18 protein-coding genes are annotated in these 17526 nt (G+C 70.5%); 14 read left to right on the top strand and 4 right to left on the bottom strand.

Going from position 1 to position 17526, the window contains the following annotated elements; all coding sequences use genetic code 11:
* The first annotated feature begins 135 nt into the window (after nt 1-135).
* The 13 genes from hpaR (at nt 136) to WG922_RS16235 (ending at nt 12081) form a co-directional block, all read left to right on the top strand.
* Complete coding sequence (gene hpaR / locus WG922_RS16295) at nt 136-570, top strand: homoprotocatechuate degradation operon regulator HpaR (RefSeq protein WP_340283817.1); 435 nt, start codon at nt 136-138, stop codon at nt 568-570.
* On the top strand, nt 567-1190 hold the full coding sequence (locus WG922_RS16290; RefSeq protein ID WP_340283816.1) for a fumarylacetoacetate hydrolase family protein: 624 nt from the start codon (nt 567-569) through the stop codon (nt 1188-1190). The genes hpaR and WG922_RS16290 overlap by 4 nt, the downstream gene beginning before the upstream one ends.
* Nucleotides 1187-1945, top strand: coding sequence for a fumarylacetoacetate hydrolase family protein (locus tag WG922_RS16285; protein ID WP_340283815.1), 759 nt, complete (start codon nt 1187-1189; stop codon nt 1943-1945). The genes WG922_RS16290 and WG922_RS16285 overlap by 4 nt, the downstream gene beginning before the upstream one ends.
* Complete coding sequence (gene hpaE / locus WG922_RS16280; protein ID WP_340283814.1) at nt 1942-3402, top strand: 5-carboxymethyl-2-hydroxymuconate semialdehyde dehydrogenase; 1461 nt, start codon at nt 1942-1944, stop codon at nt 3400-3402. Before WG922_RS16285 ends, hpaE begins: the two co-directional genes overlap by 4 nt.
* A gap of 25 nt (nt 3403-3427) precedes the next feature.
* Complete coding sequence (gene hpaD, locus WG922_RS16275) at nt 3428-4354, top strand: 3,4-dihydroxyphenylacetate 2,3-dioxygenase (RefSeq protein WP_340283813.1); 927 nt, start codon at nt 3428-3430, stop codon at nt 4352-4354.
* A gap of 17 nt (nt 4355-4371) precedes the next feature.
* The gene (locus tag WG922_RS16270) at nt 4372-4779 is read left to right on the top strand and encodes a 5-carboxymethyl-2-hydroxymuconate Delta-isomerase (RefSeq protein WP_340283812.1); all 408 of its coding nucleotides are present in this window, start codon (nt 4372-4374) and stop codon (nt 4777-4779) included.
* Between the two features lie 109 nt (nt 4780-4888).
* Nucleotides 4889-5689 carry a 2-oxo-hept-4-ene-1,7-dioate hydratase gene (gene hpaH, locus WG922_RS16265; RefSeq protein WP_340283811.1) on the top strand — a complete coding sequence of 267 codons (801 nt, stop codon included), beginning with the start codon at nt 4889-4891 and terminating at the stop codon, nt 5687-5689.
* Nucleotides 5690-5698: 9 nt separating this feature from the next.
* The gene (locus tag WG922_RS16260; protein WP_340283809.1) at nt 5699-6514 is read left to right on the top strand and encodes an HpcH/HpaI aldolase/citrate lyase family protein; all 816 of its coding nucleotides are present in this window, start codon (nt 5699-5701) and stop codon (nt 6512-6514) included.
* A gap of 26 nt (nt 6515-6540) precedes the next feature.
* Nucleotides 6541-8295 carry a dihydroxy-acid dehydratase gene (locus WG922_RS16255; RefSeq protein ID WP_340283808.1) on the top strand — a complete coding sequence of 585 codons (1755 nt, stop codon included), beginning with the start codon at nt 6541-6543 and terminating at the stop codon, nt 8293-8295.
* 61 nt (nt 8296-8356) lie between these two features.
* Nucleotides 8357-9364: a Bug family tripartite tricarboxylate transporter substrate binding protein gene (locus WG922_RS16250; RefSeq protein WP_340283807.1), complete on the top strand. Its 1008-nt coding sequence runs from the start codon at nt 8357-8359 to the stop codon at nt 9362-9364.
* 31 nt (nt 9365-9395) lie between these two features.
* A complete protein-coding gene (locus WG922_RS16245; RefSeq protein ID WP_340283806.1) occupies nt 9396-10172 on the top strand; it encodes a class II aldolase/adducin family protein in 777 nt (258 codons plus the stop codon).
* A gap of 10 nt (nt 10173-10182) precedes the next feature.
* Nucleotides 10183-11157, top strand: coding sequence for a 2-dehydropantoate 2-reductase (locus WG922_RS16240; protein ID WP_340283805.1), 975 nt, complete (start codon nt 10183-10185; stop codon nt 11155-11157).
* A 3-nt stretch (nt 11158-11160) separates the two neighbouring features.
* Nucleotides 11161-12081 carry a DMT family transporter gene (locus WG922_RS16235; RefSeq protein ID WP_340283804.1) on the top strand — a complete coding sequence of 307 codons (921 nt, stop codon included), beginning with the start codon at nt 11161-11163 and terminating at the stop codon, nt 12079-12081.
* A gap of 148 nt (nt 12082-12229) precedes the next feature.
* Here WG922_RS16235 and WG922_RS16230 read toward each other — a convergent pair whose 3' ends face one another.
* Both WG922_RS16230 and WG922_RS16225 read right to left on the bottom strand, forming a co-directional pair.
* On the bottom strand, nt 12230-13654 hold the full coding sequence (locus tag WG922_RS16230; protein ID WP_340283802.1) for an FAD-binding oxidoreductase: 1425 nt from the start codon (nt 13652-13654) through the stop codon (nt 12230-12232).
* Between the two features lie 210 nt (nt 13655-13864).
* A complete protein-coding gene (locus WG922_RS16225; protein ID WP_340283801.1) occupies nt 13865-14854 on the bottom strand; it encodes a hypothetical protein in 990 nt (329 codons plus the stop codon).
* Between the two features lie 157 nt (nt 14855-15011).
* Here WG922_RS16225 and WG922_RS16220 point away from each other — a divergent pair, with 157 nt between their 5' ends.
* Nucleotides 15012-15662 (top strand): cob(I)yrinic acid a,c-diamide adenosyltransferase, encoded by a 651-nt coding sequence (locus tag WG922_RS16220; RefSeq protein WP_340283799.1) that lies wholly within the window; start codon nt 15012-15014, stop codon nt 15660-15662.
* 93 nt (nt 15663-15755) lie between these two features.
* Here the strand turns inward: WG922_RS16220 and WG922_RS16215 are convergent, their stop codons facing one another.
* Both WG922_RS16215 and WG922_RS16210 read right to left on the bottom strand, forming a co-directional pair.
* Entirely contained in the window at nt 15756-16178 is a 423-nt protein-coding gene (locus tag WG922_RS16215; RefSeq protein ID WP_340283798.1) for a hotdog fold thioesterase, read from the bottom strand.
* A 10-nt stretch (nt 16179-16188) separates the two neighbouring features.
* Nucleotides 16189-17517: a solute carrier family 23 protein gene (locus tag WG922_RS16210; RefSeq protein ID WP_340283797.1), complete on the bottom strand. Its 1329-nt coding sequence runs from the start codon at nt 17515-17517 to the stop codon at nt 16189-16191.
* Nucleotides 17518-17526: the final 9 nt, after the last annotated feature.

Below are 17526 nucleotides of genomic sequence, written 5' to 3'. Positions count from 1 at the left end.
CGTCGGGCCACTCCAGGGCGGCTCATACGGGTTAACCCGCAATACCCCACAACGGTCATGGGTCGCTTTTCATTTAACATGTTAATCAATTCAACGCTTCCGGTCCGTCCTGTCCTGCACCGGCGGCCCGCCCCCATGGCCCCCCGCTTCGCCCACCGCAACCTGCCGCGCCTGCTGCTTCAAGCCCGTGAGGCCGTGATGGCCCACACGCGGCCGAGCCTGCGCGAGCACGGCCTGTCGGACCAGCAGTGGCGGGTGCTGCGGGTGCTGGGCGAGCACGGCACCGTGGAGACCGGGCGCGTCGCGCGCGAGGCCTTCATCCTGGGGCCCAGCCTCACGGGTGTGCTGGCGCGCATGGAGCGCGACGGGCTGATCACGCGCGAGCGCGACCCGCTCGATCAGCGCCGCACCGTGGTGGCGGCGACGCCGCGCGGGCTGGAGCTGGTGGAGTCGCTGTCGAGCGCGGTCGAGGCGCACTACGCATGGATGGAAAAAAGCCTGGGAAAGCAGAACCTGCGCGCCCTGTACGAGCTGCTGGACCAGGTGATCGAACTGGAGAAACCTGCATGACTGCATTCGCCCCCCGGGGCACGGTCTACGGCACGCTGATGAACTTCCGCAGCGAGCACGAAGCGCTGGGCGCGCGCATGGACGAGCCGCCCTACAAGGCGCCGCCGCGCGCCCCGGTGCTGTACGTCAAGCCCGCCACCACCTGGAGCCGCGGCGGCGACCGCATTGCGGTGCCCGCGGCGGCCGAAGAGGTCGAGCTCGGAGCGACCATCGCCATGGTGATGCGCGCTCCCGGCGAGGTCGCCGGCTGGGTGCTGCTCAACGACCTGTCGCTGCCGCACGCGAGCTTCTTCCGCCCGGCCATCAAGCAGCGCTGCTTCGACGGCTCGCTGTCCATCGGCGACACGCTGGCGCGGCTGGACGACCCTGCGGCGCTCGCCATCGAGGTACGTGTGAACGGCGAGCTGCGCCAGACCGTGCGCTTCGATGCGCTGGTGCGCAATCCGCAGCGCCTGCTGGCGGACGTGAGCGAATTCATGACGCTGGGCGAGGGCGACATGCTCATGCTGGGATGCGAAGCGAGCCGCCCGCGCGCCCGGGCCGGCGACACCGTGGAGCTCAGCGCGCCCGGGCTGGGTACGCTGCGCAACACGCTGCATGCCGAAGAGGAGGTCGCATGAAGCACGCACGCGTGATGCTCGAAGGAACCCTGCACCGCGCCACAGAGCGCGAGGGCAAGGTGCTGCTGCAGGATGGGCGGCTGCTGGCCGAGGAGGCGGTGCAATGGTTGCCGCCGCTCGAGCCGACGCCGCGCCCGCGCACCATCTTCGCCCTCGGACTCAACTATGCCGACCATGCGCGCGAGCTGGCCTTCAAACCGCCCGAGGAGCCGCTGGCTTTCCTCAAGGGCGGCGACCGGGTGCTCAACGGCCACCGCCGCAGCACGCGCCGCCCCGCCGGCGTCGAGTTCATGCACTATGAGTGCGAGCTGGCGGTGGTGATCGGACGCACGGCGCGCCGCGTGCGCCGGGACGATGCCTACGACTTCGTCGCCGGCTACTCCGTGGCCAACGACTACGCCATCCGCGACTATCTGGAGAACTGGTACCGCCCGAACTTGCGCGTGAAGAACCGCGACGGCGCGACTCCGCTGGGTCCGTGGCTCGTCGATGCGGCCGATGTGCCCGACCCCATGTCGCTGTCCCTGCAGACCACTGTCAACGGCAAGGTCACCCAGCGCGGCACCACCCGCGACATGATCTTCGACGTACCCTTTCTCATCGAGTACTTCTCCAGCTTCATGACGCTGCAGCCGGGCGATCTCATCCTCACCGGCACGCCCGACGGGGTGGTGGACTGCCGCCCCGGCGACGTCGTCGTCACCGAAATCGAGGGCCTCGGCGCCCTCACGAACACCATCGAGGCCAGCCAATGAAACGCATCGACCACCTGATCGCCGGCAAGCACGTCGCCGGCCGCGACTACTTCGAAACGCTGAACCCGGCCACCCAGGAGCCGCTCGCCGAAGTCGCCACCGGCGGGGAAACCGAAGTGAACGCCGCCGTCGCGGCCGCCAAGGAAGCATTTCCCAAGTGGGCAGGCCTGCCCGCGCCGCAGCGGGCCAAGCTGGTGCGCAAGTTGGGCGACCTGATCGCGCAGCACGTGCCGGAAATCGCGCAGACCGAAACCAACGACACCGGCCAGGTGATCGCCCAGACCGGCAAGCAGCTGGTGCCGCGCGCGGCCGACAACTTCTACTACTTCGCCGAGATGTGCACGCGGGTGGACGGCCACACCTACCCCACCGACACCCACCTCAACTACACGCTGTTCCACCCCGTGGGTGTCTGCGCGCTGGTCTCGCCCTGGAACGTGCCCTTCATGACCGCCACCTGGAAGGTCGCGCCCTGCCTCGCCTTCGGCAATACCGCGGTGCTGAAGATGAGCGAGCTGTCGCCGCTCACGGCCGCGCGCCTGGGAGAGCTGGCGCTCGAGGCGGGCATTCCCGCCGGCGTGCTGAACCTGGTGCACGGCTTCGGCAAGGACGCCGGCGAGCCGCTGGTGCGCCACCCCGACGTGCGGGCCATCTCCTTCACCGGCTCCACCGCCACCGGCAACCGCATCGTGAAGGAAGCGGGCCTCAAGAAGTTCAGCATGGAGCTGGGCGGCAAGAGCCCGTTCGTGATCTTCGAGGACGCCGACCTCGACCGCGCACTCGACGCCGCGGTGTTCATGATCTTCTCCAACAACGGCGAACGCTGCACCGCCGGCAGCCGCATCCTGGTGCAGCGCTCGGTGTATGCGTCCTTTGTCGAGCGCTTCGTCGCGCGCGCCAAGCGGATCACGGTGGGCGACCCGCTCGACGAGAAGACCATCATCGGCCCGATGATTTCGCAGGCCCACCTGGCCAAGGTGCGCAGCTACATCGAGCTCGGCACCAAGGAAGGCGCCACCATGCTGTGCGGCGGACTCGATGCGCCGGTAGTGCCCGACCGCGTGAAGAAGGGCAACTACGTGCTGCCGACGGTATTCGCCGACGTCGACAACCGCATGAAGATCGCGCAGGACGAGATCTTCGGCCCCGTCGCCTGCCTGATCCCGTTCGAGGACGAGGCCGACGCGATCCGCATTGCCAACGACATCGACTACGGGCTGTCCAGCTATGTCTGGACCGAGAACGTCGGCCGTGCGCACCGCGTCGCCGCGGCCGTCGAGGCCGGCATGTGCTTCGTCAACAGCCAGAACGTGCGCGACCTGCGCCAGCCCTTCGGCGGCACCAAGGCTTCGGGCACCGGCCGCGAAGGCGGCACCTGGAGCTACGAGGTGTTCCTGGAGCCCAAGAACATCGCGCTGTCGCTGGGCAGCCACCACATTCCGCATTGGGGCGTCTGACGCTCCCCCCACCAGGAGGACCACCATGGGAACCCTAGCTCTCGCCGCCAAGATCACCCACGTCCCGTCGATGTACCTGAGCGAGCTCGACGGCCCGCGCAAGAACTCGCGGCAGGACGCCATCGACGGCCACCATGAGATCGACCGGCGCTGCCGTGCGCTGGGGGTGGACACCATCGTGGTGTTCGACACCCACTGGCTGGTCAACGCCAATTACCACGTCAACTGCGCGCCGCACTGGAAGGGCCGCTACACCAGCAACGAGCTGCCGCACTTCATCAGCAACATGGAGTTCGAGTTCTCGGGCAACCCGGTGCTGGGCAAGCTGATCGCCGAGACAGCCAATGAAATGGGCGTGGAGACGCTGGCGCACGACGAGACCACGCTCAACCCCGAGTACGGCACGCTGGTGCCCATGCGCTACATGAACGCCGACCAGCACTACAAGGTGATCTCGGTGTCGGCGCTGTGCATGGCGCACTACCTCAACGACAGCGCCCGCCTCGGCTGGGCCATCCGCCGCGCCATCGAGGACCACTACGACGGCACGGTGGCGGTGTTCGCGAGCGGCTCGCTGTCGCACCGCTTCGCCCAGAACGGCCTGGCGCCCGAGTTCGGCTTCAAGATCTGGAGCCCCTTCCTGGAGGCGCTCGATCGCGACGTGGTGCGCATGTGGGAGCGCGGCGACTGGAAGAACTTCTGCGGCATGCTGCCCGAGTACGCTGCCAAGGGGCACGGAGAAGGCTTCATGCACGACACCGCGATGCTGCTCGGCGCGCTGGGCTGGTCCGACTACGACGGCAAGGTGGAGGTGGTGACACCCTACTTCGGCGCCTCCGGCACCGGGCAGATCAACGCCATCTTCCCCGTCACGCCGCAAAGCGGTGCGGCCATTCCGCGGCCGCAGGCCTCGTCGGCCGAGGGATACACGTCCATCAGCAGCCGCCTCTGAACGCGCAGCGCCACCTCATGCCGCACCTCGTCATCCTCTACACCCCGAACCTCGAGGGCAAGACCAACCTCGACGGGCTGTGCCGCAGCCTCGCCGACACCATGCTGGCGCAGCGCGACGAGGCCGGCGCACAGGTCTTTCCCACAGGCGGCGCGCGCGTGCTGGCCTATCCGGCGGCGCACTACGCGGTCGCCGACGGAAAGCGCGACTACGCGTTCATGTACCTGAACCTGCGCATGGGCGCGGGCCGCAGCAACGCCGTGCAGAAGGCCGCGGGCGACGCGCTGCTGGCCGCGGTCAAGCGGCACCTGGAGCCGGTGTTCGCAAGCGAGCTGATCGGCGTCACGCTGCAAGTCGACGAGAGCCCCGGGCAGGTGTACGACGGCAAACACAGTACGCTGCACCCGCTGTTCGCCGCGCGCTGAGCTCGGCCCCTCGCTCGCCACCCGCACGCCACCGCTTCCGCACCATGCCTTCACCCGACACCCCTTCCCTTCCCCTTGCCCGCCGCGCGCGGATGGAGCACTGAACGCCATGTTTTCCCAGGACCTCATCGACCAGCTCGCCGCCGAACTGCACGACAGCGAGAAGTCGCGCGTGCAGATCGAGCACTTCAGCAAGCGCTTTCCCGGCATGACGCTGCAGGACGGCTATGCCGTCTCGCGCGCCTGGGTCAGGCGCAAGCTGGGCGAAGGACGCACCGTGCTCGGCCACAAGATCGGCCTGACTTCGCGCGCGATGCAGCAGGCCAGCCAGATCGACGAGCCCGATTTCGGCACGCTGCTGGACGACATGCTGTTCGAGCCCGGCGCGATCCCCATGCAGCGCTTCATCGCACCGCGCGTCGAGGTCGAGCTGGCTTTCGTGCTCAAGCGCCGCCTGTCCGGCGAGGGCCTGGGCATCGAGGACGTGCTCGACGCCACCGAGTACGTGACGCCGGCCGTGGAGATCATCGACTCGCGCATCGAGCAGTTCGACCGCCACACCAAGGCCATGCGCCGCGTGCAGGACACCATCAGCGACAACGCCGCCAACGCCGGCATCGTGCTGGGCGGGCGCAAGGTCGGGCCACGTGAAGTCGATCTGCCCTGGTGCGGCGCGATCCTGCGCCAGAACGGCGTGGTCGAGGAAACCGGCCTCGCCGCGGGCGTGCAGGGCCACCCGGCCATCGGCGTGGCCTGGCTCGCCGGCAAGCTCGCGCCCTGGGGAGAGAGCCTGGAAGCGGGCCAGGTGGTGCTTGCCGGCTCCTTCACCCGGCCGGTGGCGGCCAAGCCCGGCGACCGCTTCGACGCCGACTACGGTCCGCTCGGACGCTTCGAATTCCACTTCGCCTGAGGCCGCACGATGCAGACACCCGTGAATCCGTTCAAGCGCGCCCTTGCCGACAAGCAGGCGCAGATCGGCCTGTGGCTCGGCCTGGCCAACGCCTACACCGCCGAGATCTGTGCCGGTGCCGGCTTCGACTGGCTGCTGGTCGATGGCGAGCACGCGCCGAACGACCTGCAGACCCTGCTCGCGCAGGCGCAGGCGATCGCCGGCTATCCGGCCTCGCATGCCGTCGCCCGCGTGCCCATGGGCCACGGCGAACTCGGCCAGGCGCTGATCAAGCAATACCTGGACATCGGCTACCAGACCCTGCTCGTGCCCATGGTCGATACGCCCGAGCAGGCCGCCACCATCGTGCGCTGCGCCCGCTACCCGAGCGAGGGACTGCGGGGCATGGCCGGCAGCCGCGCCTCGCGCTGGGGCCGCTATCCGCAATACGCCCGCGAGGCCAACCAGCAGGTATGCCTGCTGGTGCAGGTGGAGACCCGCACCGCGCTGCAGAACCTCGACGCCATCGCCGCCATCGAAGGCGTGGACGGCGTGTTCATCGGCCCGGCCGACCTGTCCGCGTCGATGGGGCATGGCGGAAACGCCAGCCATCCCGAGGTGCAGGCAGCCATCGACGACGCGATCGTGCGGGTAGTGCGCGCGGGCAAGGCCGCGGGCATCCTCACGGCCGACGAGACCTTGGCGCGCCGCTATCTCGGCCTGGGCGCGACCTTCGTGGCCGTGGGCATGGACACGCGCCTGCTGGCGCTGGCCACCAGCGCGCTGGCACGCACCTTCAAGGCGGACGCCGCCCCCGAAGTGCCCACCACCGGCCGCGTGTACTGAAGCGCCCCACCCCTGCGGAGCACGGCATGACCCGAGACAACGACGACGACAACCACAACAACGACGCACCCAAGGCGGCGACCCGCAGGCTGCGCTCGCAGACCATGCACGAGGGCCTGCTGCGCGCCAGCTCGCGCGGCTTCCTGCACGCGCTGGGGCAGGACGACGAGGACATCGCCCGGCCGCACGTCGGCGTGTTCCACACCGGCGGCGAGATGAGCCCCTGCAATGCCAACCTGCGCGAGCAGGCGCAGCACGCCAAGACCGGCATCTATGCCGCCGGCGGCACGCCGCACGAATGCCCGGTGGTGTCGGTCTCCGACGGCCTGACCATGGCGCACTCGGGCATGCGCTTCTCGCTCATCTCGCGCGAGCTGATCGCCGACAGCGTGGAGGCGTCCACCCGCGGCCACCAGTGGGACGGCATCTTCGCCATCGGCGCCTGCGACAAGAACCTGCCCGGGCTGATGATGGGCATCGTGCGCTGCAACGTGCCCGGCGTGTTCGTGCACGGCGGCGCCGCGCTGCCCGGGCAGATGCACGGCGAAGACATCAACGCGGTGCACAACTACGAGTCCATCGGCAAGGTGCTGTCCGGCACCGCCACCACCGAGGAGCTCGCCGCCGTCACCCACGCCTGCATCCCCACCGTGGGCGCTTGCGCCGGACAGTTCACCGCCAACACCATGGGCATGGTCTCCGAGGCCATCGGCCTCGCGCCGATCGGCTCGTCGATGGTGCCGGCGGTCTTCAGCGAACGCGCACCGATGCTGCGCCGCGCGGCCCGCACCCTGATGCAGGCGGTGCTCGGCGATGGCCCGCTGCCGCGTGACATCGTCACCCGCAAGGCCTTGGAGAACGCCTGCGCGGTCGTGTCGGCCACCGGCGGCTCCACCAACGCGGCGCTGCACCTGCCGGCCATCGCGCACGAAGCGGGCATCACCTTCCACCTCGACGACGTGGCCGAGGTGTTCGCCCGCACGCCGCTGATCGGCGACCTCAGCCCCGGCGGGCGCTTCCACGCGCGCGACGTCTACTACGCCGGCGGCGCGCAGGTGATCCTGCGCGAGCTGCTGCGCGGCGGCTTCCTGCACGGCGAGGCGCTCACCATCACCGGCCGCACCCTGGCGCAGGAGCTCGCGCAAGCGCGCGAGCCCGATGGCCAGGTGGTGCGCCGCATCGAAGACGCCCGCGCCCGCGAAGGCGGCGTTGCGGTGCTCAAGGGCAATCTGTGCCCCGACGGCGCGCTGCTCAAGACCGCCGGTCTCGCCACGCTGGTGTTCAGCGGCCCGGCACGGGTGTTCGAGAGCGAGGAAGAGGCCCAGGCCGCGGTGCAGAACCGCAACTACCAGCCCGGCGAGGTGCTGGTGGTGCGCAACGAGGGGCCGCGTGGCAGCCCCGGCATGCGCGAGATGCTGGGCATCACCGCGCTGCTGTACGGCCAGGGCATGGGCGACAAGGTGGCCCTGCTCACCGACGGCCGGTTCTCGGGCGCCACGCGCGGCCTGTGCATCGGCTATGCCGGGCCCGAGGCGGCCGACGGCGGCCCCATCGCGGCGCTGCGCGACGGCGACATGATCCACATCGACGCGCGGCCCGAGTCGCGCAGCCTGCGCGTCGAGCTCACGCCCGCGCAGCTGGCCGACCGCCTGGCCCAGCGGATTCCGCGCCCGGCGCCGCGCGGCGGCCTGCTCGAGAAATACGCCGCGACCGTTCGCCCCAGCCACCAGGGTGCGGTCACGCACTCGGGCGGCGTGGTGTGGCTGCGCGACGAATCCTGAGCCGCGAGCCACCCGTTATTGTTTTCATCCTGTTCTTATTTCCACGACACCGGAGACTTCCATGACCGCTTCTTCCACGTTCCTCCAGCGCCGCCAGCTGCTGCAATCGGCCGGCGCCTTCGGCCTGCTCGCCAGCATCGGCCAGCAGGCATGGGCCCAGCAGCCGCAATTCGAGACCGCGCGCATCGTCACCGGCTTCGCCGCGGGCGGCACGTCCGACACCACCTGCCGCCGTGTCGCGAAGGCGCTGCAGGGTGAGTGGGCCAAGTCGGTGGTGGTCGAGAACAAGACCGGCGCCGGCGGCCAGATCGCGGTGCAGACGGTCAAGGGCCTCGCCGCCGACGGCAGCAACATCCTGCAGACGCCCACCTCCATCCTCACGATCTATCCGCACATCTACAAGCGCCTGCCCTACGACCCGCAGGCCGACCTCACGCCCGTCACGCTGGCCTGCGTGTTCGATTTCGGCTTCGCGGTCGGCCCGGCCGTGCCGGCGAGCGTCAAGACCGTGCCGGAGTTCCTGCAGTGGGCCAAGGCGAATCCGGCCGGCGCGAACTTCGGCTCGCCCGCCGCCGGCTCCACCCCGCACTTCATCGGCGCCCTGCTGGGCAAGAGTGCCGGCGTGGACCTCAAGCATGCGGCCTACCGCGGCACGCAGCCGGCCATGCTGGACCTGCTGGGCGGCAACATCTCGGCCGTCTCGGGCCCGATCGGCGACATCACCCAGCACCTGGCCAGCGGCAAGGTGCGCATCCTCGGCACCTCGGGCACCAAGCGCAACCGCTTCGCGCCCGACGTGCCCACCTTCGGCGAGCAGGGGCTGCAGGCCGCGACCCACAGCGAGTGGTTCGCCTTCTTCCTGCCGGCCAAGGCATCGCCGGATGTCGTGAGCCGCCTGAACGCCGCCATGAAGACCGCGCTGGCCCAGAAGGACGTGATCGAGGGGCTCGCCGGTTTCGGCCTCGAAGCCATGGCCTCCACGCCGGCGGAGCTGGCCGACCTGATCAAGCGCGACACCGCGAAGTGGGCGCCCATCGTCAAGCAGGTGGGCTTCACCGCCGAAGGTTGACGCGCATCACGCCCGGCCCGAAGGACACGACATGAGCGCTCTCCTGCAATCCACCGGCTCGTCGATGCACCCCGACGAGTGGCGCTGCCGCGTGCAGCTGGCCGCCTGCTACCGCATCTTCGACATGCTGGGGTGGGCGGAGATGATCTACAACCACATCACGGTGCGTCTGCCCGACAGCGTCACCGGTGGCGCAAAGCACTTCCTGATCAATCCCTTCGGCTTGCACTACAGCGAGGTCACGGCCAGCAACCTGGTGAAGATCGACGTGGCCGGCAACAAGCTCGACGACAGCCCCTGGCCGGTGAACCCGGCGGGCTTCACCGTGCATGCCGCCATCCACGAGTCGGTGCCCGACGCGCACTGCGTGATGCACACGCACACCACCGCCGGCCTGGCGGTGGCGTGCACCGCGGGCGGGCTGGCGCAGAACAACTTCTATTCGGCGCAGCTCGGTGGCATGGTGGCCTACCACGACTTCGAGGGCATCACGGTGCACGCCGACGAGGCGCCGCGCCTGCTGGCCGCCATGGGCGACAAGCCGCTGCTGGTGCTGCGCAACCACGGGCTGCTGGCGCACGGACGCACGCTGCCGCTGGCGCTGGTGCGGCTGTGGACGCTGCAGCGCGCCTGCGAGATCCAATTGGCCCAGGCCACGCTCGGCCCGGCCATTCCGATCGCCGAGGACGTGGTGCGCAAGACCACCGGCGACGCCCTGCAGTGGGACGCGCGCTTCGGCGCCGGACAGGACGTGTTCGACGCGCTGGTGCGGCGCGTCGATCGCATCGACGACAGCTACAAGCAGTGAGGCTCGGCACATGAAGGTCTGCATCTACGGCGCCGGCGCGATCGGCGGCTGGATCGGCGCGCGGCTGGCCCGCGCGGGCGCCGAGGTCTCGGTGGTGGCGCGCGGCGCGACGCTGCAGGCGCTGCAGCTGCACGGGCTGCGGCTCGAGAGCGGCGGCGAGGTGGTGCAGGCGCCGGTGCAGTCCAGCGAGCAGCCGTCCGAGCTTGGTGTGCAGGACCTGGTGGTCGTGGCGGTGAAGGCCCCCGCGATGGCCGACGTGGCCCGTGCGATCGGCCCGCTCCTGGGGCCGCAGACGGTGGTGCTCACCGCGATGAACGGCGTGCCCTGGTGGTTCTTCGAGGGCTTCGGCGGCTCGCATGCCGGCACCCGCCTGCGCTCGGTCGATCCCGAGGGCGCCATCGCGCAGGCCATCCCGGGGCGCCACATCGTGGGCTGCGTGGTGCACGCCAGCTGCGCCTTGCGCGAGCCGGGTTTCGTGCGCCACCACTTCGGCAACAAGCTCATCATCGGCGAGCCCTCGGGCGAGCAGACGCCGCGGGTGCGCCACCTGGCCGACCTGCTGCAGCGGGCCGGCTACGAGGCACCGGTGTCCGCGCAGATCCAGAGGGACGCCTGGTACAAGCTCTGGGGCAACATGACGGTCAATCCGGTCAGTGCGATCACCGGCGCCACCACCGACCTGATCATCGGTGACCCGCTGGTGCGCGGCTTCATCTCGCAGGTGATGCTGGAGGCGCGCGAGATCGGTGCGCGCGTCGGCATCCCGATCGACCAGCAGCCCGAGGACCGCCACCAGGTCACCATGAAGCTTGGTGCCTTCAAGACCTCCATGCTGCAGGACGTCGAAGCAGGCCGGCCGGTGGAGCTCGATGCGCTGGTCGGGGCAGTGCAGGAGATGGGACACCTGGTCGCGGTGCCCACACCCTTCACCGATGCCCTGCTGGGCCTGGCGCGGCTGCACGCCCGCGTGCGCGGCCTGTACTGAGCGATGGCCGGCACCGCCGCCGCGGTCCCGGTGCGCGCCCTCACCGGCGCGGCCTTCGCCACCCTGCTGCTGGTGGCCCTCATGATGGGCGCGAACCACGTGGCCGCGCGCATCGCCTTCAACCACGGCGTCGATGTCGCCACGGCGGTGGTGTTCCGCAGCCTGGTCACCGCGGCGGTGGTGGTGCTGATCCTCGCCGTGCAGGGCGCACGCCCGCGCTTCACGGCGCGCCACAAGCGCATGCTGCCGGCCATCGGGCTGCTGGTGGGCGTGCAGAGCCTGTGCCTGTATTCCTCGGTCGCACGGCTGCCGGTGGCGCTGGCGCTGCTGGCCTTCAACACCTATCCGCTGTGGACCGCGCTCTGGGCCTGGGCGATCTACAAGCACCGGCCCGAGCGCGCCGTGGTGCTGGCGATGCCGATGATCCTGGTTGGCCTGGCCTTGGCGCTGGACGTGTTCGGCGCGGCCTCCGGCCTGGGCGCCGGCGGCCAGTGGGCGCGCATCGGCGCGGGCGTGGCCTTCGCGCTGGCGGCCGCGGCGAGCTTCGGGATGGCGCTTGTCGTCACCCAGCACGAGGTCGCCGACATCGATGGCCGCGTGCGCACCGCCAGCACCATGGCCATCGCCGGCCTGGTGGCCCTGGGCATGGTGGCCACGCGCGGCGGCTTCCACCTGCCCACCGCGGCGGCGGGCTGGGGCGGGCTGCTGGCCCTCACCTTCCTCTACGGCACCGCCATCACCATTCTTTTCACCGTGCTGCCGCGGCTGGGCGTGGTGGGCAACTCGGCCATCATGAACGTCGAGCCGGTCTTCGCCCTGGTGTTGGCCTGGATGATCCTCGGCCAGGCCATCGCGCCGGTGCAGGTGCTGGGTGCGCTGGTGGTGGTGGGCGCGGTGATGTGGCTGGGGACGCGCAAACGCTAACCAGGCCGGCAGGTGCCGACGTCGCCGCCCGACCGTAGGGCGTTCCGATGGCGCCGGCACCCATTGGCGGTCGCCTCCGCGGTTGCCCGTTGCCATCGCAGCGGCCGTGCAGCCTGGCTGCACCAGCAGGCCGGCAGCGTCGCGCCGACTACAGCGCGAAGATCTTCCCCGGGTTCATGATGTTCTTCGGGTCGAGCGCGCGCTTGATCGTGCGCATCATGTCGATGGCGCCCGCGCCGGCTTCATCGACCAGGAACCCCATCTTGTGCAGGCCCACCCCGTGCTCGCCGGTGCAGGTGCCGCCCAGGCGCAGGGCGCGTGCCACCAGGGTGTGGTTCAGCCGTTCGGCCGTGGCGCGTTCGTCGGCCGAGTCGGGGTCGAGCAGGTAGCCGAAGTGGAAGTTGCCGTCGCCGACGTGGCCCACCAGGAAGTACGGCAGGCCGCTGGCCTCGGCTTCCTCCACCGAATCGAGCAGGCAGTCGGCCAGCCGCGAGATCGGCACGCAGGTGTCGGTGGAGATGGCGCGGCAGCCCGGGCGCGACTGGATCGCAGCGAAGTAGGCGTTGTGCCGCGCCGTCCAGAGGCGGGTGCGCTCTTCGGGCGTGGTGGCCCACTCGAACGCATTGCCGCCGAACTCCGAGGCGATCTCCTGCACGGTCTGGGCCTGCTCCTGCACGCTGGCGGGCGAGCCATGGAACTCCATCAGCAGCATCGGCTCCTCACGCAGGCCGAGCTTGCTGTGCTGGTTGACCATGCGCACCGTATGCCGATCGATCAGCTCGACGCGCGCGATCGGCACGCCCAGCTGGATCACCTGGATGGTGGTGCGCACCGCCGCCTCGATGCTCGGGAACGAGCAGACGGCGGCGGAGATGGCTTCGGGCTGCGGATAGATGCGCAGCGTGACCTCGGTGATCACGCCGAGGGTGCCTTCGCTGCCGACGAACAGCCGCGTGAGGTCGTAGCCGGCGGAGGATTTGCGTGCGCGCGTGCCGGTGCGGATCACCTCGCCACTGGCGGTGACCACCTCCAGCGCCAGCACGTTCTCGCGCATGGTGCCGTAGCGCACGGCGTTGGTGCCGCTGGCGCGGGTGGCGCACATGCCGCCCAGGCTCGCGTCCGCCCCGGGATCGATGGGAAAGAACAGGCCGGTGCTCTTGAGTTCTTCGTTGAGCTGCTTGCGCGTGACGCCCGGCTGAACCGTGACGGTGAGGTCCTCGGCGTTGACCGACAGCACGCGGTTCATGCCCGCCACGTCGATGCTGATGCCGCCCTGCACGGCCAGCAGGTGGCCCTCGAGCGAGGAGCCGACACCGAAGGGGATCACCGGCACGTCCCAGCGCGCCGCCAGCGCCACCGCATCAGCCACGTCCTGCGTGCTGTGCGCGAACACGACGGCGGCCGGTGGCGGCACGCTGAACGAGGATTCGTCGCGGCCGTGCTGCTCGCGCACTGCGGCGGCGGTGGAGCACTGGGTGGCGAATCGCGCCTTGAGCGCATCGATCAGCGCGTCGGGCACCTCGCGCTGATCGATGGCGGGAACGAGCTGCGTGAGGTCGGTGGGGGCGTTCATGGCAAGTCCTTGCGCGGCGCCTCGGCAGGGCGGCGGAAAGCGGAGAAAACCGCAGTGTATGTCCGCCTGCCGGAGCCGACGACTCCCGGCCTGCAAGCCCCCGGGCGTGGGGCATCCATTCGGCAGGATGGCGTGGGGGGCGTGAGGCGCAGGCCCTGGCGTGCACACGGGCCAGGCGCTGTGCGCAACGCGCGAAGACCCGGCCGCTCGCTACGGCAGCAGCGCGTCCTGGTATTCGAATCGCGAGACCCTGCCGTCGCCGTTGCGGTCCATCTGTTCGAAGCTCAGCGGACTCGCCATCAGGAACTGCGCCTCGGCACGGGTGAGCTCGCCGTCGCCGTCGCGATCGGCCGCAAGGAACGAACGTGCGACATCCACCGCCGTGATCGCACCTGCTGCAGCCGGGGCGCCGCCCATGGTGGCGGTCGAAGGCGCGACGGCGCCGGCCGCCGGATAGCCGGCGCCGGCCGGCCCGCCGGCTGCCGCAGCGCCGATACCACGCCCGACGCCGCCTGCGATGCCGCCGGCAATGCCCCCGGGTACGCCGCCACCGGTGGCGAAGCCCGGCCCGCCGGGCACGACGGCGCCGGCTCCGGGCAGGCCGGCAGTTCCTCCGGGGTTGCCGGGCAGCCCGGCTGTGCCGCCGAACGACCCTGGCAGGCCTGCCGCGCCAACCCCGCCCGGCACGGTCCCCAGCGGGGCGGCCGGCGTGGCGCCGATCGGCGGCGAGATGATCCCCGTGCCGGGCTCGGCCGTTCCGGGTGGCGTGATCACCCCCGAGGGCACGCCGCCGGGATACGGCTGGGGCGAGGGCAGGTTGCCCGGGACCGGCGAGGGCAGCGTGCCGCCGATCGGGCCCGGCAGGCTCCCCTGGATGGGCGAGGGCAGGCTGCCCTGGATCGGGGAGGGCAATCCCCCCGGCGCGGGCGCGCCGGGCGCCAGGCCGGGACTGCCGGCGGCACCGGCCACCGATCCGCCGGCCGAGCCCGCCCCCGAGCCGACGAAGCCGCCCGGGGCGGTGCCGATGCCGGCTCCGCCCATGGCACCCGGTCCGACCATGCCCCCGATGGCTCCCGCGGCGGCGCCGGCCGGGGCGCGCGCCCCACCCGACACCACGCCGCCGGCGGCCTGTGCCAGGGCCAGGCCGGCCGCCGAGGCCAACAGTGCGGCAGCGGTGAGTTGAATCGATCGTGCGGTCATGGCAATACCTTTCGGCCCGGACAGCAGGCCCACGACCCATCGTGCCGCCCGGAGAACGTATTGCCCATGCGCAGGGCTAGCAAAGCCGCGTAGGACATGACCCGGGGCCCAGCCGCGCGCGAGAATGTGCGTCCGCACAAGACACAGGGAGCAACCCATGGGCAAGCGCCTCACCCAGATCGCCACCCGCACCGGGGACGACGGCAGCACCGGACTGGGCGACAACCGCCGCGTGCCCAAGCACAGCCTGCGGGTGCACGCGATGGGGGATGTGGACGAGCTCAACTCGCACATCGGCGTGTTGCGATGCGAGCCCATGCCCGAGTCGCTGCGCGAGCTCCTGGCGGACATCCAGCACCAGCTGTTCAACCTCGGCGGCGAACTGTCGATCCCCGGCTTCGAGCTGCTCAAGCCCGACGCGGTGCTCGCACTGGACGAGGCGCTGGCCGAGCACAATGCGCGGCTGCCCAAGCTGGAGGAATTCATCCTGCCGGCGGGCACCCGGGCGGCCTCACAGGCCCACGTCTGCCGCACCGTGGCACGCCGCGCCGAGCGCACGGTGACGGCGCTCGGCGCAGAGGAGCCGGTGCGCGAAGCGCCGCGGCAATACCTCAACCGGCTGTCGGACCTGATGTTCGTGCTCGCACGGGTGCTCAACCGCCTGGACGGCGGCGACGACATCTACTGGCGCAGCGACCGACTGGCCCGGGCACATGCCGCGGACGGCGAGGACAAGGGCGAGGCCGGGAACCTGGAGCAGGACGCGGGCGGGAGTGCGGAGGGGGCGCAGGACACGCGGCCCGCGTAGGCAGCACGACGCGGTCTCGATGTGACGGGCTGCCGCGCACCCGTTCAGCGCCGCACACGCTGCGCCACACGCGCCGCGCGGCGGCCCAGCGAATCAGCGCGGCGCCAGCACCGCCATGGTGATGCGCGAGACGCAGCTCAGGCGCCCCTGGTCGTCGTGCATGTCGATGTGCCACACCTGGGTGCTGCGCCCGATGTGCACCGGCCGCGTGACGCCGGTCACCCAGCCCTCCGTGACACCGCGCAGGTGGTTGGCATTGATGTCCAGTCCGACCACCTGGTGTCCTGGCGGGCAGCTGTAGGCCGCGCCGCAGGAGCCCAGGGTCTCGGCCAGCACCACGCTCACCCCGCCGTGCAGCCGGCCGTAGGGCTGGCGGGTGCGGTGGTCCACCGGCACGCGGGCGCGGATGAAGTCGTCGCCGACCTCCAGGAACTCCATTCCCAGCAGCTCGGGCGCGGTGTTGCGGTGGCTCTGCGCGAGCAGCTCGACGGAGATCGGGTGGGTCCAGATGCGCATGGCGGCCATCTTAGCGAACGGGTGCGTCGGCGACTTCCGTGCGGCCGCGGCTCGGTGCGCCACGCCCCAGGAAGGCCCACAGCAGGATGGCGCCGAAGGTGGCGGTGCCGATGCCCCCCAGGGCGAAGTCGCCGAAGCGCAGCGTGAAGTCGCCGGTGCCCAGCACCAGCGTGATGGCCGCGACGATCAGGTTGCGGTTGTCGGAGAAATCGACCTTGTTATCGACCCAGATGCGCGCGCCAGCGACCGCGATCAGGCCGAACACCACGATGGACACGCCGCCCATCACGGGCAGCGGGATGGCCTGGATCACGGCGCCGAACTTCGGCGAGAAGCCCAGCACGATGGCGATCAGCGCCGCCACCAGGAACACCGCGGTGGAGTAGATGCGGGTGGCGGCCATCACGCCGATGTTCTCGGCGTAGGTGGTGACGCCGGTGCCGCCGACGCCACCGCTGAGCACGGTGGCGGCGCCGTCGCCCATGAAGGCGCGGCCCATGTAGACGTCGAGGTTGCGTCCGGTCATGGCCGTGACGGCCTTGATGTGCCCGAGGTTTTCGGCCACCAGGATGATGGCCACCGGGGCGATCAGCAGCATGGCCGGGCCGCTGAAGACCGGGGCGGCGAAGCCCGGCATGCCGAACCAGGCGGCGCCGGCCACGCCGGAGAGGTCGAGCGGCTTGCCCAGCCCGAGGCCGTTGGTCAGCACCGCGTAGACGACGCTCGCGACGATCAGGCCCACCAGGATCAGCAGGCGCTGCACCATGCCGCGGGTGAACACCGCCACCAGGGCCACGGAAACGAAGGTGACGGCCTGCATCCAGGCGTCGAAATTGGTCGGCGCCATGTTCTTGATGGGGATGCCGGCGAGGTTGAGGCCGATCACCGCCACCACCGAACCGGTGACGACGGGCGGCATGAAGCGTTCGATCCAGCCGGTGCCGGAGGCGTGCACGATGGCGCCGATCACGAAGTACACGATGCCGCAGGCGACGATGCCGCCCAGGGCCACGCCGATGTTGGGGTTGATGCCCTTGCCCGCGTAGCCGGTGGCGGCGATCACCACGCCGATGAATGCAAAGCTGGAGCCCAGATAGCTGGGCACCTTGCCGCCGGTCACGAGGAAGAAGATCAGCGTGCCGATGCCGCTCATGAGGATGGCCACGTTGGCGTCGAACCCCATGAGGATCGGCGCCAGCACGGTGGCCCCGAACATCGCGATCACGTGCTGCACGCCCATCACCGCGGTCTGGGGCCACGGCAGGCGCTCGTCCGGCGCGATCACGCCGCCCTGGCTCACCACCTCGGACGGCCGCTGCGTCCAGTCGAACATTCCCATGCTGTTTTC

It is taken from the genome of Ramlibacter sp. AN1015 (genome assembly GCF_037726105.1).
GTDB lineage: Bacteria > Pseudomonadota > Gammaproteobacteria > Burkholderiales > Burkholderiaceae_C > Ramlibacter.
Note: the sequence above shows the minus strand (reverse complement) of the source record. Positions and strands in the feature narration are given on the sequence as shown.

Excerpts from the sequence above, each read along its gene's own strand:
- hpaR (WP_340283817.1), top strand. The coding sequence starts at position 136 with ATGGCCCCCCGCTTCGCCCACCGCAACCTGCCGCGCCTGCTGCTTCAA.
- WG922_RS16290 (WP_340283816.1), top strand. The coding sequence starts at position 567 with ATGACTGCATTCGCCCCCCGGGGCACGGTCTACGGCACGCTGATGAAC.
- WG922_RS16285 (WP_340283815.1), top strand. The coding sequence starts at position 1,187 with ATGAAGCACGCACGCGTGATGCTCGAAGGAACCCTGCACCGCGCCACA.
- hpaE (WP_340283814.1), top strand. The coding sequence starts at position 1,942 with ATGAAACGCATCGACCACCTGATCGCCGGCAAGCACGTCGCCGGCCGC.
- hpaD (WP_340283813.1), top strand. The coding sequence starts at position 3,428 with ATGGGAACCCTAGCTCTCGCCGCCAAGATCACCCACGTCCCGTCGATG.
- WG922_RS16270 (WP_340283812.1), top strand. The coding sequence starts at position 4,372 with ATGCCGCACCTCGTCATCCTCTACACCCCGAACCTCGAGGGCAAGACC.
- hpaH (WP_340283811.1), top strand. The coding sequence starts at position 4,889 with ATGTTTTCCCAGGACCTCATCGACCAGCTCGCCGCCGAACTGCACGAC.
- WG922_RS16260 (WP_340283809.1), top strand. The coding sequence starts at position 5,699 with ATGCAGACACCCGTGAATCCGTTCAAGCGCGCCCTTGCCGACAAGCAG.
- WG922_RS16255 (WP_340283808.1), top strand. The coding sequence starts at position 6,541 with ATGACCCGAGACAACGACGACGACAACCACAACAACGACGCACCCAAG.
- WG922_RS16250 (WP_340283807.1), top strand. The coding sequence starts at position 8,357 with ATGACCGCTTCTTCCACGTTCCTCCAGCGCCGCCAGCTGCTGCAATCG.
- WG922_RS16245 (WP_340283806.1), top strand. The coding sequence starts at position 9,396 with ATGAGCGCTCTCCTGCAATCCACCGGCTCGTCGATGCACCCCGACGAG.
- WG922_RS16240 (WP_340283805.1), top strand. The coding sequence starts at position 10,183 with ATGAAGGTCTGCATCTACGGCGCCGGCGCGATCGGCGGCTGGATCGGC.
- WG922_RS16235 (WP_340283804.1), top strand. The coding sequence starts at position 11,161 with ATGGCCGGCACCGCCGCCGCGGTCCCGGTGCGCGCCCTCACCGGCGCG.
- WG922_RS16230 (WP_340283802.1), bottom strand. The coding sequence starts at position 13,654 with ATGAACGCCCCCACCGACCTCACGCAGCTCGTTCCCGCCATCGATCAG.
- WG922_RS16225 (WP_340283801.1), bottom strand. The coding sequence starts at position 14,854 with ATGACCGCACGATCGATTCAACTCACCGCTGCCGCACTGTTGGCCTCG.
- WG922_RS16220 (WP_340283799.1), top strand. The coding sequence starts at position 15,012 with ATGGGCAAGCGCCTCACCCAGATCGCCACCCGCACCGGGGACGACGGC.
- WG922_RS16215 (WP_340283798.1), bottom strand. The coding sequence starts at position 16,178 with ATGCGCATCTGGACCCACCCGATCTCCGTCGAGCTGCTCGCGCAGAGC.
- WG922_RS16210 (WP_340283797.1), bottom strand. The coding sequence starts at position 17,517 with ATGGGAATGTTCGACTGGACGCAGCGGCCGTCCGAGGTGGTGAGCCAG.